Below are 16416 nucleotides of genomic sequence, written 5' to 3'. Positions count from 1 at the left end.
CTCCCGGCGACACCTACGTCAATCGCCAGACCGTGACGGGAAGGGGGAGCACCCACATCGATACAGCGTTCATGGGTCTCACCTCCTCGGGCGGTGTCACGTTCGACTGCAAGCTACAAGCCGGAGCATCCGCCCGTCCAGTCGTTTCTCGCCCGATTATCGGATTAACGGTTATCGCAATCCGGCAATCTATCCGGACAAAGAGGACGGAACGGCGTTACATCATAATGACACTTTTGGTGTTCCCTGGCGTGCCGGTAGGGCTTTGCAGTCTGCAGGGCGGCGCGCCAGGTTCTGACTGACTTCTCGCCGCTGTATTGCCACCGGGTATACCCGGTGGGTATAGTCACGGACGTGACCATCTCCTACGCGTTGCTCGGGCTGCTCGAAAGGGAGAGCCGGCACGGCTACGACCTCAAGCACTCGTACGACCGGAGGTTCGCGGTCGCCAAGCCGATCCGGTTCGGCCAGGTCTACCGCACGCTCGCCCAGCTCGAGCGCGACGGCCGGGTGGCAGTCATGGGGGTTGAGGCCGGTGCCGGGCCCGACCGCAAGCGATACTCCATCACGCCCGAGGGCGTGACCGAGCTGGACGCCTGGCTGGCCGAGCCGGAGGAGCCGCAGCCCCAGCTTCAGTCCGTGCTGTTCACCAAGGTCGTGCTGGCCCTGATGTCCGGCCGTCCGGCAGCCGAGCATCTGGATGCGCAACGGGCGAAGCACCTCGCCGCGATGAAGGCGCTGACCGCGGCCCGGCGTCAGGCGACGTCCACGCAGGATGCTCTGCTCTTCGACTACCAGTTGTTCCACATCGAGGCGGATCTGCGCTGGCTCGACCACACCGAATCGCGCCTGTCGACGCTGGCCGAGGAGGTGCGCGATGTCCCCGGTCCTGGTCGGTCGTGAGCTGCACAAGTCGTACGGGCTCACTCCGGCGCTGCGCGGCGCCAGCATCGCAGTGGATGAGGGCGAGATCGTCGCAGTGATGGGGCCGAGCGGCTGCGGCAAGTCGACCCTGCTGCACTGTCTCGCCGGCGTCCTCACCCCCGACGCGGGCGAGGTCTACTTCGCCGGCGAGCGGATCGACCCGCTACCGGATCGACGCCGGGTGGAGTTGCGGCGCAGCGCATTCGGCCTGGTGTACCAGTTCGGGCAGTTGGTGCCGGAGCTGCCGGCCGTGGACAACATTGCGCTCCCGCTACTGCTCGCCGGGCAACCGCGGCGTACGTGCGTCTCCGAGGCGCAGTCGTGGCTGACCCGGATGGGCCTCTCCGGACTGGGGGACCGCCTGCCCGGCGAGCTCTCCGGCGGGCAGGGCCAGCGGGTCGCCCTGGCGAGGGCTCTGGTCGCGCGGCCGAGGGTCGTCTTCGCCGACGAACCGACGGGCTCGCTCGACTCGGTCGGCGCCGACCAGGTGATGGAACTGCTCGTCGACACGGCGAAGGAGCAGGGGACCACCGTGCTCGTGGTCACCCACGAGCCGCGCGTGGCCGGCTTTGCCGACCGCACGGTCCTGATGCGCGACGGCGTCGAATCGGTGCGGGTGAGCGGCGTCGAGCCCAACCTCCCCAGCGGTGGCGACTCGCTGCGGGTCACCGCGTGGGACACAGACCTGCCGGCCGACCGGATGTCGTGGTGAGCCGTACGCTGCGCCTCGGGTTGCGGCTGGCCCTCGGCGGCGGCCGGGAGGGTCTTGTCCGGCTGGTGTTCATGGCGGTCGGGGTCGGCCTCGGAGTTGCGCTGCTGCTGCTCAGCCTGATCGCACCGCACGCTCTGTCCGGCCGGTTCGAGCGCATGGCCTGGCAGGATGCGGCCTATTCGGCGCTCAGCCCGGAGACCGACGACGACCCGGTCGCGGAGTCGGCTGACGGGGCGCTGTTCCTCGCGGTCAGCGACTACTACGACGGTCGGCCGATGACCCGGGCCTATCTGGCGGCGCTCGGGACCGACCCGCCCCTGCCGCCGGGTCTTTCCCGCGTGCCCGGGCCCGGCGAGGTCGCCGCATCGCCGGCGCTGGTCCGGCTGCTGGAGTCCACTCCGGACGACGAGCTCGACGCCCGGTTCCCGGGTCGGGTCACGATGACCATCGGACCCGACGGGCTGGCCCACGACAACGACCTCGTCGCCGTCATCGGCCGCACCCCACAGCAACTGGAGGGCGTCCGCTCCGTCGCCGAGGTTCACGGGTTCGCCCAGGTGCGCCCGACCGGATGGGCGATATTCGCCATCCTGGCGGCCTTCGTGTTCGCGGGGTCGACGCTCGTCCTGGTCCCGGTCGTGATCCTCATCGTCGTGGTGACCCGGGTCGCCTGGCGACAGCGGGAGCAGCGGCTCGCCGCGATCCGGCTCGTGGGCGCCACCCAGTCACAGGTCTCGGTGGTGGCCGCGGCCGAGGTCGGGGTCGCGGCCGTCGGGGGCGCCGCCCTGGGCTGGGTGCTCTACGAGGTGGGCCGGCGAATCCTGGCCGCGACCGTGACCTTCCAGTACGGGCACTTCTGGCTCCAGGACATGGCCGTGCCGCCGTCGTGGCTGGCCGGGACCCTGCTGGGCGCGCCGGCACTGGTGATGCTCACGGCCGTCGCGTCGCTGCGCACCGTCCACGCGCGTCCGCTCGCGGTGCAGCGACGGTCACGGCGACCCCGCCCGTCGCCGTGGATGGTGTGGCTGCTGGTCCTGGGAGTCGGTGGCCAGTTCGCCCTCCTGCCCTTCCGGGACCGGCTGGCGATCCCCGCCGACGACAGTTCCCGATCGCTGCTCGGGACGCTCGTGGCGCTGCTGACGCTGTCGGCGTTGGTGGGCTTCGTCCTCGTCGGGCCATGGCTCGTCGCCGTGGTCGGCCGGGGTGTCGCCCGACTGGCCCGGTCGGCACCCGGCCTGCTGGCCGCGCGCCGCATCGCCGAGAACCCGCAGACCACGTTCTACTCGGTCGCCGCCGTAGGGCTGGCCGCCCTCGGGCTGGCCTACCTCGGCTGCACGGTCGCGATCACCGCCGGTCCGAACACCTCAGGCAACCAGGACGGGCCATGGAGCGCGTCGCTGCGCCCCGGCGTGGTCTCGGTCATGACGGGCGGCGTGTCGGCCGAGACGGTCGAGCCGATGCTGTCCGGCGGCGCGGTGGAGGTCCGGCAGGGTTACGACAGCGGCCTCGTACGGTGCGCCGATCTCGCGCGCGTTCTCCACGTCACCTGCCCATGGACTCCGGACTCCGCGTTCGCCGAGCCGGTTTACGACTCCACCGTCATCGACCTCATCTTCGTCCCTACCGATGGATCACTGGCCGCGGAGAACCGGGTCCGGACCCAGGCGGCGAATCTCGTGCCGAACGCGATCATCAACAGCAACCGTGACCCCATCGACTACAACCTGGAGACCTTCTTCCAGGACACCGACCGGCTGGGCGCGGTCGCCGCGCTGTTCGTGCTGCTTGTGGGGGCATTCGGACTGGCGGCGTCGATGGTCGGTGGTGTCATCGAGCGCCGACGACCGTTCGCGTTGCTGCGCGCGTCCGGTGTGTACCTCAGCGAGCTGCGCCGAACGGTGCTGCTCGAGACGGCGGTGACCATGACGGTCGTGTCGGTCGCCGGCGTCGGTGTCGGCATGCTGCTCGCGTACGCGTCCGCCCGGCAGGGCGGTGTGGGCTGGCGCTGGCCGGGGCCGGAGATGTACGCCTTCATCGGAGGGGGCGTCGTCGCCGCGTTGCTCTTCTCGACGCTCGCCCTGCCCCTGCTCAACCTCACCACCCGCCACGACGCCGTCCGCTTCGAGTAGCTCCTGAGCTCCTCGTGGAGCACGAGCGCGGGCCTCGACACCTCAGTCCTGATCCTGAGCCGGACCGCACCCGGCCGGGCCCGTCACGGGAGCGTGGTGATCCACCGCGCGGGATCGCCTGGCGGATCACCGCAACCACGTAGCTGGCACCGGACAGGGATCAGCCGAGGTGCCGCGCCCGTATGTTGCGGAAGGCGATGATCGAGGCGCCGTCGTGATTCTGCAGGCCGATGTAGCCCTGCGCATACTGCCGGCCGCTGGTGCCCGGGCCTGTTCGACCGCGCCTCCGCCTCCCCGCCCCGCTCGTCGCGGAACTGCAGGCGCAGGGAGAAGTCGCCGAACTGGGCGGCCCGGTACCAGAGCATGCCGAGCCCGCCGCCGGCGGGCGAGTTGGTCGTCACCATCGACCCGTCGTCGCGCAGGGCGAACCCGCGGCCGCCGACATAACCCCAGTTCGCGTACGACTCGGCCGTCCCGTCGAACAGGCTGACATAGCTGGCCGTCTTCCCCACGTCAGAGTGTTGTCTCGTCCTCGTGAAGTCCGGTCTTGGCATGGTTTCAGGGAGTGAAGCCCGGCGGGCGCCGGTATGCCGGACACCGGTTTCCGTACGGCGTTCACGGAGTTGGTGAAGCTGACCGGCGGCGCGGCCGTCGTGGTCGCCACCGACTGAACCCTGTGTGGCAGGGCCGCCTCACTGGCCGAGGCGGCAGTGCGGGAGGGAGTGGGTCGGCGCCCGGCGGGCCCGGGCGTCGTTATCCGCCAGCGCGACGTCCAGGAACGCGCCGACCCCGACCTGGGTGGCGTCGGCGAGCCGGGCGACGAGCAGCAGCCGCCGCCGCAAGGCGTCCGGCTCGCCGGCCTCCACCGGCCGCCGGCCGCTCTGGTGCGGCGACGTCCGACGCCGCCGGGCCGCGGACAGGTCCTCGTCGTCGAGTTGCGCCGCCAGCAGCGGCCAGACGTCCTGGCCGTGCGGGTCGAGTTCCTCGATCAGCAGTCCGACGGTGTCGCCGAGGACGTGGTACGCCCAGGGGTGGGGCAGTCGCGACAGCCGGTCGACCGCGGCGTCGACGCCCGCCAGGTCCGACACGTCGGCCGCCCGCACCCCGGCCACCACCGCGTTCCACAGTTCCTGTTCCGCCGGGGTCGGCGGGTGCAACATCGCCATCTGTGCTCCGCTTCTGACCTGCGAGGGGTCAGGCGTTCGAGAGTTTCCGGGCGGCCGTTGCGCCGCCCGGATGGGGTGGCCGGCACGGGCCCGTAGGAGGGCGAGACCCGTGCCGGCCGCGGTGATCACCCCAATCACCGCCTTCGCGTCGCCGCAGGCGGCCGGCCCGTGGTGACGTCGTCTTGGCCTGGGCGGACCCGGTCCGGATGCGCCCACCAATGTGAATCAAGTATGGGACATATTTAACTGTTTACGGCTATTTGAACGTTCGTGTCGCACGGGTTCACGTCCTCATTGAAGCGGTTCTGGTTCCACCGTGGCGAGACGCGCCACGGGCGGGGTTCGCGGTGGCCGCCGGAAGCCACCGGATGAGGCTATGGGGGAGCTTGCGGGTGTATGTCCCGATCCTGGGGCGAGCGGAGGAACCGATCCTTCACTATTCGGATATACGGAGCAACAGGCATGTTCTTCGCAAACGGCGCAGGCATGCGTTGAGCGGCGAAACGGGACAGAAATCAGTAACGCTCCGCGAGCCACCCCGGGTCGGGGTGGCTCGCGGAGTCGGTCGGTCTAGCGCTCGGTGCGGTCGTCGATCTCGGTGTCGGACTCCCCGGGTCGGGCGCCGATCGCCTCCTCGGCGGCGCGGCCGCCGGTGCTCTCGTCGCCCAGGGTCAGGCTGCTGCGGGGCAGCCCGGACAGCCCGGCCGGATCCCGGATCTCACCCCGTACGCCCCGGGTGTCCTCGGCACGGTCGTCGAACTGGGTCTCGCCGGGTCGGGCGCCGATCGCCTCCTCGGCGGCACGCCCGCCGGTGCTCTCGTCGCCCAGGGTCAGGCTGCTGCGGGGCAGCCCGGACAGCCCGGCCGGGTCCTGGGTGGGCTGGTCCGGCCAACCGGCGGTCTCCGCGCCCGCGCCGCCGGCGGACTCCCGCCGACCCACGCCCTGCGCGTGGTAAACGCCGGGCACGCCGGGGTCACCCGGATCGGCCAGGCTGGTGTCGACCGGCCGGGCGTCCGGTTCGGCCAGCCCCGCGCGGCGCAACATCTCGACCAGTTCGTCGTGCGGCATGCGCTCGGTGTCCGTTATTCCGGCCCCGCGCGCGATGGACCGCAGGGTCGTCAGGTCCTGATCTGCGAAGGTCTCGGCCATGCCGATGCCTTCCCGGCGCCGGAGAGAAGGAAACCTGTGGTCAGGCCCGCGCGCCACCCAGTCCCAGCAGCACGGCAAGGCCCAGCGCGCTGCGCGGGGCGTACGGCACCCGCCACAGGCCGCCGTGCGCCGCCGCGTACGCCTCGTCCCGCCACGGGTGCTCCTGCGCCGGCCCGCCGCCGGTGCGGAGGTCGTGCACGAGCAGCGCGGCCATCAGGGTGTTGCTGGTCGCCGGCTCGAACACCTCGATGCCGAACCGGTGCGCCCCGGCGTACGCGGCCGCGAGGGCACGGTTGCGCAGCACCGAACGGGTCCGGGTGGGCGGGGCCACGGTGAACGACACGGTGGCGCCGGCGTCCCGGGCCACCGCCGCCCGCCAGCGTTGCAGCCGCTTGGCCAGCGCATAGTTCGGTCCCTGCTGCGGCACCAGGCTGTCGTTGATACCCGGGTCGGCGCCGGGCGGGTAGTTGCGGTGCAGCAGCCGGCCGCCGGAGAGCAGCCGCAGCGACCGGCGCCCCAGGCCGCGGGCGGCGTACCCGCGTTCGGCGTGGGCGACGGCCTCGGCGGGCACGGCGTACACGTCGGTGGGGGTGGCCAGGAAGGCCAGCGCGGTGTCCGGGCGGTGCCGCCCCAGGTGGACGGTGAGCGCGTCGACCGCGGTGGCGACCCGGACGTTGGTGGCGCCGTCGGCGTACACGTAGTTGCCCAGGACGAGCCGGCCGTCCAGGCCGCGCAGCCAGCGGGCGGCCTGCGGCAGGCGGTGCAGCAGGTCGGCGCCGGCCCCGGCGGCGAGGGCGGCGTCGTCGTCGCCGGTGCCGGGCCGCACCGGCAGGTCCAGCCGGCCGCCGTACCGGTGGGCGATGCGCAGCAGGCGGCGCCAGATCTCCGGGCGGGGCAGGTCGACCGCGACCACGGCACCGCCCCAGCGCAGCACGGACGGCAGCGGGCCCATCTCGGCGCCCGCGCCGAGCACCACGATCCGCTGGTCGCGCAGGTCCAACCAGTCCGGGTTGGCCTGCACCGCGCGGACCGCCTCCGCGCAGCTCGGCTCGACGACGCCCGCGTCCACCCAGGCGTCGAGGCGCCGGCGCAGGTCGTCGCCGCGCAGGCGCTGGCCCCGATACGGTAGGGACAGCTCGCGCTCCACCGGGCCGGCGCCGGTGACCGTGGCGGTCTCCAGCGGCGGCTCCCGGTCGGGCAGCGCGCACGCCTGGTCCAGCGCGACCTCGGCGCCGTCTGCCGGGATGTAGCGCATCCGGGTGTGCAGGGCGGCGAGCCCGTCCCGAGCGACGGTGAGCGCGGCCTCCCGGGAGAGCAGGCCGGCCTCGACGAGCCGGCGGAAATGGCCGAGGTAGCCGTGCCGCCAGTCGGTCTCGTGCTCGGCCGACCGGGCGCCGACCGGGTCCACCGCGCGCAGGGCGTCGGCGACCACCGCCCGCCCCAGGACGGTCGTGCTGCGCCGGCCGTCGCCGGTCGCGGGGAACACCACCCCGGTCGGGCCCTCCACGGCTCACCTCCTGCTCGTCACGGCCGCCGCCGGCCGTGGGCCCACTCTGCCCCATCGACCGCGCCGCCGCCCGCCGAGGGCGGCCCGCCGGCCCGCTCCAAGGTCACGGCCCGCGCACGGATCGGTCACGACGGTCGCGCTTGGGTATCGGCTCGGCCACGGCGGGATCCGCCGCGCCGCCGGTCTGCGTCAATGACCATGACCCGTCGCCAGCCCCTCGGAGGAAACCATGGTCCAGATCAGACGGTCGGCGCTGTTGCTGGTGGCGTTGGCCACCGCCGTGGCGGTCAGCGGGTGCGGCAGCGACGGCGGTGCGCGGCGCACCGACGCGGCCCCCCACGGGCCGGTCCGCCCGGACGGCGGCACCCCCTGGTCCGGCGACGAGACCCGGGCCTCCGACGACCCGCTCTCCACCTTCGCCCTCGACGTCGACACCGCCTCCTACGGCTACGCCCGGCGGCTCATCATGGACGGCCGGCTGCCCGAACAGGGCACGGTACGGCCGGAGGAGTTCGTGAACTCCTTCCGCCAGGACTACCCGCAGCCCGCCGGTGACGGCTTCGCCGTGCACGTCGACGGCGCCCGCCTGCCGAAGACCCACGAGGCCGGCGGCGACGAACGGCTCCTGCGGGTCGGCCTGCAGACCCGCGCCGAGGACGAGGAGCGCCGCCCGGACGCGGCGCTCACCTTCGTCATCGACGTCTCCGGGTCGATGGGCGAGCCCGGCCGCCTCGACCTGGTGCGCGACGCCCTGCACACGCTGGTGGACCAGCTGCGCCCCACCGACTCCATCGCCGTGGTCGAGTTCAGCAACGAGGCCCGGGTGGTCCGGGAGATGACGCCGGTGGCCGACGCCCGAAAGCTGCACGTGGCGATCGACAGCCTGCACACCAGGGCCAGCACCAACCTGGAGGCCGGCCTGGTGCTCGGCTACCGGGTGGCCCGCGACGGCTTCCGCGCCGGCCGGACGAACCGGGTGATCGTTCTCTCCGACGGGCTCGCGAACACCGGCAGCACCGAGGCGGAGCCGATCCTGCGCCGGGTACGCGCCGAGGCGGAGAAGCAGATCGCCCTGCTCGGCGTGGGCGTCGGCAGCGACTACGGCGACGAGCTGATGGAGCAGCTGGCCGACCGGGGCGACGGCTTCGCGGTCTACGTCAGCGAACGGGAGCAGGCCCGCGAAGTGTTCGTGCGGCAGTTGCCGGCGACGCTGAGCGTGCGGGCGCTGGACGCGAAGGTGCAGGTGAGCTTCGCGCCGCAGGCGGTGCGTTCCTACCGGCTGGTCGGCTACGACAACCGGGCGGTGGCCGACGAGGACTTCCGCGACGACCGGGTCGACGGCGGCGAGGTGGGCCCCGGCCACAGCGTCACGGCGCTGTACGCGGTCCGGCTCGCCGAGGGCGCGTCCCCGTCGGACCGGATCGCCCAGGTGCAGGTGCGCTGGACCGATCCGGCCGAGCGCACGCCGGCCGAGACGTACGGGTCGGTGACCGTCGCCGACGTGGACCGGGACTTCGCCACGGCGTCGCCGCGGTTGCGGGCCTGCTACGCGGCCGCCTGGTTCGCCCAGACGCTGCGGGCGGACGGGTCCGACGGGGAGGTCCGGCTGACCGACCTGGCCGCCATCGCGGACGGGGCGGCCGCCGCCACCGAGGACGCCGAGGTGCGGGACCTGGCCCGGGTGATCCGCTCCGCCGACGAGCTGCGCTGAACCGGGGCCGGCCGGTGCCGGGCAGGGGAGGCTCCGGCCGGCCGTCGGGTCAGCGGCGGGCGGGTTTGGGCTCCGGGGTCGGGCGGCCGCGCTCCGGGTCGACACCGACCTGCACGGCGAAGCCCGGGTCGACGGCGAGCAGCGGGCGCGGCCCGAACAGCGCCATCGCGGTGAGCAGCTGGTCGGTGCCGCGCTCGCGCCAGGTGGGCCGCCGCTGCGGGTCCAGCTCGGCGTGCGCCCGGCGCTGCCGGCGCAGCAAACGGCGGGCGGCCGCGCCGGTCTCCGGCACCTCGCACAGCCACCAGCCGCCGAGGGCGGTGGCCAGGCAGCACAGCAGCAGGCCCACCACGGAGGCCGGTCCGCCCGCGTCGCGCCCCTCGACCGCGCTCTCCACCAGCCGGGTCACCCCGACCGCGGCGACCGCGAACAGCGGCAGGGTGCCCAGCGCGATGCGGCGCCGCTGCGCCGGGGTGAGCAGCCAGCCGTCCCGGACGAGCCGGCCGACCAGCCGGCGCAGCGCGCGGCCGACGCCGGGGTCGGCGAGCACGGCGGCCCAGGTCTGCGGCCGGCCCAGCGCGGCGTGCAGGGCGCGGACCAGCGCGGGCGACCGGGGCGGCGGCGGGCCGTCCACGGAGAGGGTGGCCAGCTCGCCGCGGCGCACCACGCCGGCCCGGTGCAGCGCGGCCATGCCCACCTGGCAGGCCAGCAGGGCCCGGTCGGTGAGGTAGGCCAGCTCGACCGCGTCCGGGGCGGTGCCCCGGGCCCGCCGGCCGGTCAGCTCGCGCGCCGCCAGCGCGACGGCGAGGGCCACGGCGACCGCCCCCAGGTAGTCGAGGAGGAAGAGCGGTCCGCTGACACCCCAGAGCATGGCGACAAGTATGGCCCGGCCGCCCGCGTCGACCGGCGCCCGCGTGCCCGCCGCTCAGGAGGCGTGGCTCACCTCACTGTCCCAGATCTGCGACCACGGGCGGCGCAGGCCACGGCAGACGAAGATCGGCTCGCCGTTCTCGTCGTTGTCGACGTCGACCCGCTGGTCGACCCGGCCGGCCTCGGTCACCTCGGTGAACCAGGCGCGCAGCCGGTCGGGGCGCTCCCAGCCGACGGCGATCACCACGTCGGCGTCGTCGGCCGGGCGGCCGAACCGGGCCATGCTGTTGTGCCCCGAGTAGGCCCGGGGCAGGTCCCGCGCCGGGCCGTAGCGGGCCAGCGCCCCGGCCTCGCCGTAGTTGCCGGTGAGCACGACCGCCCGGGCGCGCTCCTCAGGGGGTAGGCCCCGGTGCACGGCGGCGACCGAGTCGGCGAACGCGGGCCAGCCGATGGTCTCGCCCGCGTCGTAGTTGACCTCGACCACGAAGCCGGGCAGCCGGTCGGCCGGCAGGGTGGGCAGCAGCAGGACCGCGCTGCTGACGACCATCAGCGCGGCGGCGGTGGCCAGCAGCGCCTGCCGGGCCCGGGCCGCGCCGCGCCGGGCCCAGTCGGCGGTGACCACCGCGCCGGCCGCGGTGAGCACCAGCAGCAGCGGGGCGTCGTAGTAGCCCTTGCCGCCGGCGAGCAGGACGATTGCGAAGCCTGCGAGCCAGGCCCAGCCGATCGCCCGGTACGCCGCCCAGGTGGGCCGGCGCAGCAGCGCCACGAGCCCGGCGATCCAGACCGGGGTGGCGAACGGGCTGATGATGAGCAGTTGCAGCACGACGGCGTCCAGCCGGCCGCTGTAGGAGCTGTCGCCGTCGGCGATCGAGGAGGCGACCGAGAGCTGGGGGAAGCCGTGCGCGGCCTGCCAGGCCAGGTAGGGCACGGCGAGCAGGACGGCGATGCCGGCGCCGGCCAGCACCCACCGGTCGCGCAGCAGCCGGCGCGGCCCGGCGATCAGCACCCCGACCAGCAGGCCGACGCCGAGCAGCGCGGGCAGCAGCTTGTTGAGCATGCCCAGGCCGAGCGCCAGGCCGAGGCCGAGCGCCCAGCGGGTGTCGCCGGTGCGCAGCATCCGCACCGCGCACCATGCGGCAACGAGCCAGACCAGCAGGTCGACCGTGGTGGTGCTGAGCAGGTGACCGGGCGCGAGCACCACCCCGGCCGCGGCGGCGAGCACGGCGGCGGCCACCTGGGCGGCGCGACCCGCGCCGAACTCCCGGGCGAGCGCCGCGACCAGCACCACCGACGCGCCGCCGATCAGCGCGGACGGGGTGCGCAGCAGCACCAGGTTGCCGGGCGCGACGGTGTCGGCCAGTCGGGCCAGGGCGGGCACGAGCGGGCCCTGGTCGACGTAGCCCCAGTCGAGGTGCCGGCCGCAGAGCAGGAAGTAGAGCTCGTCGCGGTGGTAGCCGTAGCGGCCGGCGAGCAGCAGCAGCACGGCGGTGACGGCCCCGCCGACCAGCCAGGGCGCGGCGGCGCGCGGCCCGGGTGGCGGGGGCGTCGGCGCGGCGGGCGCCCCGGCGTCGGGGCGGTCGAGGTCGGTGACGGGTTCGGCCACCTGCTCATGATGGTCCGGCCGCGCCACCGCGCGCTGCCCCGGGATGCCGGGGTGGGTGCGGGCGGAAATCGGTACCGGCCGGCGAACGCGCGGCTAGTGCGGTGTCCAGAACGTTCGCCGGAATGGCGGTGGTGCGGTCTCGGGGCCGGGCACGTTCGGTGAGTTGGACTCCGCTGGTGCCCGGTCGGTGTTGCGTCGGTTCTCGGATGCCTGGTTCGCGGCGGCAAAGTGCCGCCGCGACGGTGATCTGAAGACGCGGTTTCCGCGGCGGCGGCGTGGGCTGGTGCCGGTGCGCTGGTATCACGGCACCTTCATCCTTCGATGAGCGTCGGGTGCGGATCCCAGTGGCGAGGGGCGTACCGGCGTTGTGGGTGCGCCTGGCGCGGGAGGTGCCGTACCCGGTCGAGCAGGTACGGTCGGTCACCCTGCTGTGCGAGGGTGGGCGGCTGTTCCTGGACGTGACCGCTGAGGTCCCGGTCGTGACCTACCCAGCGGGTGTAGGGCCGGATCCGGCCCGGGTGGCCGGGGTGGATCTGGGGATCATTCACCCGTATGCGGTGGCCGGCCCGGACGGTGCGGGTTTGCTGGTGTCCGGCCGGGCGATCCGCGCGGAGCACCGGATGCACCTGGCCGATACAAAAGCCCGACGCCGCGCGGTCGCCGAACGCGCCCCCAAGCCGGGGCAGCGGGGTTCGCGGCGGTGGCGCCACTACCGCCGTCGTTCGCGAGTGGTGGAGGGCCGGCATCGACGACGGGTGCGTCAGGCCCAACACGAAGCCGCCCGCCAGGTCGTGACCTGGGCCGTGGAGCAGCAGGTCGGGGTGCTGCACGTTGGGGACCCGCGTGGCGTGCTCGCGATCGATGCCGGGCGGCGGCACAACCTGCGGCTGCGGCAGTGGCAGATCGGCCGGCTCCTGCAGGTCCTCACCGACAAGGCCGTCCTGGCCGGCATCAACGTCCGGCTGGTCGACGAACGCGGCACGTCCTCCACCTGCCCCACCTGTCGGCGGCGGGTACCGAAACCCCGCGGCCGGACCTTGTCCTGCCCGCTCTGCCATTTCTCCGGGCACCGCGACCTCGTCGCGGCCGCCACCATCGCCACCCACACCCCGGGCGGCGGACCCACCACCCCCACAGCCGCTCCCGTCGTGGTGCCCGGGGTGGTCACGCACCGTCGAGCCGGACGGCACCTCCCCGGTGCCGGCCAGTCCCGACGTGACCCCCGCCGCCCACCAGCGGCGCGAGGTCCAGTTGGCCTGCGGAGGCCCGCCCCACCCCCGTGGGGAGTCGCTCGCCCACGGCGAGGATCCACAACAACCACCGGACACCCGGTGAACGTTCGTGGACACTGCACTAGCGTGCGCGGGATGCGCATCCGGGACTACACCGAGACCGACTGGGCCCAGGTCTGGCCGATCGTCGAGGACGTCATCGTCGCCCAGGAGACCTTCCCCTACGACCCGAAGTGGCCGGCCGAGGTGGCCCACGAGGTGTGGGTGGAGCGACCGCCGGGCCGCACCGTGGTCGCCGAGGAGGGCGGGACGGTGCTCGGCACCGCCAAGATGGGCGCGAACCGCCCGGGTCCGGGCGCGCACGTGGCCACCGCCAGCTTCATGGTGTCGGCCGCCGCGAGGGGCCGCGGCGTCGGCCGGGCCCTGTGCGAGCACGCCCTGGACTGGGCTCGGCGGCAGGGCTTCGCCGCGATGCAGTTCAACGCGGTGGTGGAGACCAACACGGCGGCCGTGGAGCTGTACCGGCGGCTCGGCTTCACGGTGATCGGCACCGTGCCGGAGTCGTTCGCGCACCCCACCCTCGGGCGGGTGGGGCTGCACGTCATGCACCGTCCCCTGTGAGCGGCGCGGTTGCGCGAGGATGGCCAGATGAGCCCTGAGCCGATCAAGCTGGCGGCCGCCCTGGCGCGCTTCGACCAGCTGTGGAGTCCGCGCATCGTCACCACCGTCAACGACTACGACGTCCGGATCGCCAAGGTGGCCGGCGAGCACGTCTGGCACGCCCACGACCACACCGACGAGTTCTTCCTGGTGCTCGACGGCGAGCTGCGCATCGCCCTGCGCGACGGCGCGGACGGCGCGGAACGCGAGGTGGTGCTGCCACGCGGCGCGGTGTTCGTGGTGCCGCGCGGGGTGGAGCACCGGCCGTCCGCGCCGGACGGCGCGTCGATCCTGATGTTCGAGCCGTCCGGCACCTCCAGCGTCGGGGAGCGGCACGACGAGGTGCCCGAGCACGTGGACGCCACCACCGGGCACCGGCTCTGACCGGATCGCCTCAACGCCCCGCCGGCGCCGGCTCCGCCACGGCCGGCGGGGCCGGCGTCGGGGTCGGCCAGCCCAACCGGCGTACGTCGGGAACGGCGGCCGTCCCGGCGCAGGCGAGCAGGACCAGCACCCCGGCCACCGCGAGGGGAACCGGGGCGCCCCAGGCGTCGGCGGCGAGCGGGGCGAGCGCGTAGCCGAGCGGCATGGCGCCCAGCGACATGAGCCAGTCGTACGAGGTGACCCGGGCGAGCACCTCGGGCGGGAACTGGCCCTGCACCACGGTCTCCCAGACGGGGTTGAGGAAGCCGAGGGCGGTCAGCGCGAGGCAGTAGGCGGCGACGGTCACCGGTGCGGGCGCGGCGGCGGCGAGCAGCAGCAGCGGCGCCGCGTACGCCGCGAGGACCAGGTTGCCCAGCAGTACCGGTCGGCGGGGGCGGGCCCGGACGGCGAGCAGCGACCCGGCCAGCAGGCCGACCGCGCCGGCCTGCTGGAGCAGCACCCACACGCCCTCGCCGCCGAGGCGGTCCACGGCGACCACCGGGCCGAGGGTGAGCAGCACTGCGGCGGCGCCGTTCCAGACGCCGTGGGCGAGCAGGCTGCTCCAGTACCAGTCGCGGGCGCGGACCTCGCGCCAGCCGAACACCAGGTCGGCCCGGAGCGACCGGTGCGGGACGGGCACGTGCCGCACCCGGATGACGGCCAGCAGCGCGGCGCTGACCGCGAACGAGGCGGCGTCGAGCACGAACGCCCAGCCCGGTCCGGCGGTCCAGACCAGCAGCCCGGCCAGGGCCGGGCCGGCCAGCCGGCTGGCGTTGCCGGTGGCGCCCATCAGCGCGTTGGCCCGCTGCCGGCCGTCGGCGTCGACGGTGCCGGCGATCAGCGGCGACGCGGTGGGGTTGGCGAACGCCGAGGCCGCGCCGCCCACGGCGGAGGCCACCGCGAGGTGGGTCAACGAGGGAGCACCGCCGAGCAGTTCGACGCCGACGGCCAATTGGGCGGCGCAGCGCACCAGGTCGGTCACGAGGGCGACGCGGCGGGCGGCGAACCGGTCGGCGACCACGCCGCCGAGGGGGAGCAGCAGCAGCCGCGGCACCATCGCGCAGCCGAGCACCACGGCGAGCGCGGCGGTCGAGCCGGTGGCCCGGAGCACGGCGAGGGCCAGCGCGGTGGGCACCACGGCGTCGCCGATCGCCGAGACGGTGCGGCCGAGGAACAGCAGTCGGAAGGCGCGGAGCCGGAGAGGATGGGTCACATCCGGAGGCTACTTCGATGTCGAATATTTCGGCAACGAATATTTCGCCGTCGGCGTACCGTGGTCGGGTGACCGACCGCGACCCCGTCGACCAGCACATCGAACGCTGGCTGCCCGTGGTGCCCGACCTGGACCCCGACGTGGAGGGGGCCGTCGTCCGGATGTCGCTGCTCACCCGGCACCTGCGCGGGGTGAAGGACCGGGCGCTGGCCGAGCTGGACCTCCAGGAGAAGGAGTACGGCACCCTGCACGCCCTCGCCGGCCGGGGCGGCCGGGCCGCGCCCTCGGAGCTCGCCGCCGACCTGCGGATGGCACCCGCCTCGATCACCGCCCGGGTGGACGCGCTGGTCCGCCGGGGCTTCGTCCGACGGATCCCGTCCGAGGTGGACCGGCGCCGGATCGACGTGGAACTCACCGAGGCCGGCCGGGCCGCGTGGCGGCGCGCCATGGGGGTGGTCGGCGACGAGGAGCACCGGGTCCTCGGCGCGTTGACCCCGGACGAGCGACGGGTGCTGTCCGACCTGCTGCGCCGGGTCACCCTGGCGGCCGAGCCGCCGCCCGGCCGGATCTGACCGGCCGGAATGTCGGTGGCCGGGACTAGGTTGGTGACCGACCAGCCAACGCCCGCCCAGGGAGGCGCCATGAGCACGCTCGTCGACCGACCGCACACCGCCCTGCTCGTCATCGACGTGCAGAACGGCGTGGTGCAGCACGCGTACGACCGGGACCGGGTGGTGGGCAACATCGCCGCCCTCGTCGACCGCGCCCGCGCGGCCGGGGTCGAGGTGGTCTGGGTGCAGCACCGCAGCGAGGAACTGCCCACCGGCAGCGAGCAGTGGCAGTACGTGCCCGAACTGGTGCGCCGCGACGCCGAGGCGCTGGTGCACAAGGCCTGGGGCGACTCGTTCGAGGAGACCGACCTGGAGTCGGTCCTCGCCACGCGGGGCATCGGCCGGCTCGTCGTGACCGGCGCGCAGACCGACGCGTGCATCCGGTCGACGCTGCACGGCGCGATCACCCGGGGATGGGGCGACACGCTGGGCGGGCCGGGGCCGCTGCACGGCGACGGCACCGGGCACATGGGCTTCCGGCATGTTCGCGGCGGCAGCGTGGAGATCAG

14 protein-coding genes and 2 pseudogenes are annotated in these 16416 nt (G+C 74.1%); 9 read left to right on the top strand and 7 right to left on the bottom strand.

Annotation, left to right across the window (positions count from 1 at the left end):
• The first annotated feature begins 354 nt into the window (after nt 1–354).
• Genes ABZV78_RS23665 through ABZV78_RS23655 form a run of 3 tightly spaced genes read left to right on the top strand, consistent with a single transcriptional unit; the run spans nt 355 to nt 3765 of the window.
• Nucleotides 355–903 (top strand): PadR family transcriptional regulator, encoded by a 549-nt coding sequence (locus ABZV78_RS23665; protein WP_355641822.1) that lies wholly within the window; start codon nt 355–357, stop codon nt 901–903.
• A complete protein-coding gene (locus tag ABZV78_RS23660) occupies nt 878–1636 on the top strand; it encodes an ABC transporter ATP-binding protein (protein WP_355641820.1) in 759 nt (252 codons plus the stop codon). Before ABZV78_RS23665 ends, ABZV78_RS23660 begins: the two co-directional genes overlap by 26 nt.
• The gene (locus ABZV78_RS23655) at nt 1633–3765 is read left to right on the top strand and encodes an FtsX-like permease family protein (RefSeq protein WP_355641818.1); all 2133 of its coding nucleotides are present in this window, start codon (nt 1633–1635) and stop codon (nt 3763–3765) included. Before ABZV78_RS23660 ends, ABZV78_RS23655 begins: the two co-directional genes overlap by 4 nt.
• A gap of 83 nt (nt 3766–3848) precedes the next feature.
• On the opposite strand, the gene ABZV78_RS23650 is transcribed toward ABZV78_RS23655, so the two are convergent.
• The 4 genes and pseudogenes from ABZV78_RS23650 to ABZV78_RS23635 form a co-directional block, all read right to left on the bottom strand.
• The gene (locus ABZV78_RS23650) at nt 3849–4277 is read right to left on the bottom strand and encodes a hypothetical protein (protein WP_355641816.1); all 429 of its coding nucleotides are present in this window, start codon (nt 4275–4277) and stop codon (nt 3849–3851) included.
• A 180-nt stretch (nt 4278–4457) separates the two neighbouring features.
• Entirely contained in the window at nt 4458–4931 is a 474-nt protein-coding gene (locus tag ABZV78_RS23645; protein WP_355641814.1) for a hypothetical protein, read from the bottom strand.
• An 822-nt stretch (nt 4932–5753) separates the two neighbouring features.
• Nucleotides 5754–6080, bottom strand: a pseudogene (locus ABZV78_RS23640) (hypothetical protein); the annotation flags it as partial.
• 40 nt (nt 6081–6120) lie between these two features.
• A complete protein-coding gene (locus ABZV78_RS23635) occupies nt 6121–7587 on the bottom strand; it encodes a hypothetical protein (protein ID WP_355641812.1) in 1467 nt (488 codons plus the stop codon).
• A 229-nt stretch (nt 7588–7816) separates the two neighbouring features.
• Between ABZV78_RS23635 and ABZV78_RS23630 the strand changes: the two genes are divergently transcribed.
• Entirely contained in the window at nt 7817–9298 is a 1482-nt protein-coding gene (locus ABZV78_RS23630) for a von Willebrand factor type A domain-containing protein (protein WP_355641810.1), read from the top strand.
• 49 nt (nt 9299–9347) lie between these two features.
• Here ABZV78_RS23630 and ABZV78_RS23625 read toward each other — a convergent pair whose 3' ends face one another.
• Both ABZV78_RS23625 and ABZV78_RS23620 read right to left on the bottom strand, forming a co-directional pair.
• Nucleotides 9348–10166, bottom strand: a complete 819-nt coding sequence (locus tag ABZV78_RS23625) for a TIGR04222 domain-containing membrane protein (protein WP_355641808.1) — start codon at nt 10164–10166, stop codon at nt 9348–9350.
• A 54-nt stretch (nt 10167–10220) separates the two neighbouring features.
• A complete protein-coding gene (locus ABZV78_RS23620; RefSeq protein WP_355641806.1) occupies nt 10221–11768 on the bottom strand; it encodes a glycosyltransferase family 39 protein in 1548 nt (515 codons plus the stop codon).
• Between the two features lie 275 nt (nt 11769–12043).
• Between ABZV78_RS23620 and ABZV78_RS23615 the strand changes: the two are divergent.
• From ABZV78_RS23615 to ABZV78_RS23605, 3 genes and pseudogenes are all read left to right on the top strand, one after another.
• A pseudogene (locus ABZV78_RS23615) lies at nt 12044–12811 on the top strand (transposase); the annotation flags it as partial.
• Nucleotides 12812–13135: 324 nt separating this feature from the next.
• Nucleotides 13136–13621 carry a GNAT family N-acetyltransferase gene (locus ABZV78_RS23610; protein WP_355641849.1) on the top strand — a complete coding sequence of 162 codons (486 nt, stop codon included), beginning with the start codon at nt 13136–13138 and terminating at the stop codon, nt 13619–13621.
• A 27-nt stretch (nt 13622–13648) separates the two neighbouring features.
• Complete coding sequence (locus tag ABZV78_RS23605) at nt 13649–14044, top strand: cupin domain-containing protein (RefSeq protein WP_355641804.1); 396 nt, start codon at nt 13649–13651, stop codon at nt 14042–14044.
• 10 nt (nt 14045–14054) lie between these two features.
• On the opposite strand, the gene ABZV78_RS23600 is transcribed toward ABZV78_RS23605, so the two are convergent.
• Nucleotides 14055–15296, bottom strand: coding sequence for an MFS transporter (locus ABZV78_RS23600; RefSeq protein WP_355641802.1), 1242 nt, complete (start codon nt 15294–15296; stop codon nt 14055–14057).
• A gap of 68 nt (nt 15297–15364) precedes the next feature.
• On the opposite strand from ABZV78_RS23600, the gene ABZV78_RS23595 reads away from it, so the two are divergent.
• Nucleotides 15365–15868 carry a MarR family transcriptional regulator gene (locus ABZV78_RS23595; protein ID WP_355641801.1) on the top strand — a complete coding sequence of 168 codons (504 nt, stop codon included), beginning with the start codon at nt 15365–15367 and terminating at the stop codon, nt 15866–15868.
• 69 nt (nt 15869–15937) lie between these two features.
• A partial coding sequence (locus tag ABZV78_RS23590) for an isochorismatase family protein (protein WP_355641799.1) occupies nt 15938–16416 on the top strand: 479 nt, incomplete at its 3' end.

It is taken from the genome of Micromonospora sp. NPDC004540 (genome assembly GCF_040610095.1).
GTDB lineage: Bacteria > Actinomycetota > Actinomycetes > Mycobacteriales > Micromonosporaceae > Micromonospora.
The sequence above is the reverse complement of the archived record's forward strand: the minus strand, read 5'-3'. Positions and strand labels throughout refer to the sequence as shown.